Origin of the sequence: Streptomyces carpinensis, from assembly GCF_002154505.1 — a bacterium.
Classification (GTDB): domain Bacteria; phylum Actinomycetota; class Actinomycetes; order Streptomycetales; family Streptomycetaceae; genus Streptomyces; species Streptomyces carpinensis.
In genome coordinates, this window is sequence record NZ_MUBM01000546.1 from 1 (window position 1) to 726 (window position 726).

The window sequence follows — 726 nt, forward strand, 5'->3', positions numbered from 1 at the left end:
CGGCGAGGTGGGCGTCAGCCCCGCCGCAGTCGCCCTGGCCTGGGTGCAGGGCCGCCCAGGGATCACCTCCACCTTGATCGGCGCGCGCCGCATGGACCAGTTCGAGGCCAACTTGCGCGCCCTGGACGTGACTCTCACCGAAGTCCAGCGCGGTGTGCTGGATGATGTCTCCACCCCCACGCTGAACTTCCCGGCCGACAACAACAGGACGTTGGCACCGATGATCCAGTTCGCCGGAACCACGGTGGACGGACGCCCGTCGATGTCGTCCCCGCTCCTCCAGGCCAGCAGCTCACGCTACTGAGCACCACACCTGGCAACGAAGACGTAAAGGATGAACATGTCACAACAGTTCGCCGGCAAGACGGCCCTGGTCCCGGGGCGGATCCGGTATCGGGCGAGCGNNAACGTGCGCGGCGCGTTCCTGCGACCGGCGGGCCGCGTCCGCCCGGCACGACCTGGAGCGTAACGCTGGGTAGTGGAACGACTTCGACCTCAACGTGATGCTCGTGCCCCAGGACTCCACCCTCGTGATGGGCGACCAGCTCGAGCAGCCTGGTCACCGTGCTTGCGACCCTTCTGGTTCTTTCCGGGCGCATGCTCGACTGAGCGGGATGGTGCAGGGGCAAAACACAACGACACCAAGGACGCCGCCGAACCTCTGCACGACCGGACGGCCGACGAGGACGGCCGAGGTCCGGTCGTGCAGAGGTTCGGCGGCGTCCT

At 67.3% G+C, this 726-nt stretch carries 1 protein-coding gene; it reads left to right on the forward strand.

Annotated features, from left to right (window positions below):
* The coding region (locus tag BZY54_RS45735) for an aldo/keto reductase (RefSeq protein ID WP_143668328.1) at positions 1-304 on the forward strand (304 nt) is incomplete at its 5' end.
* Positions 305-726 lie beyond the last annotated feature (422 nt).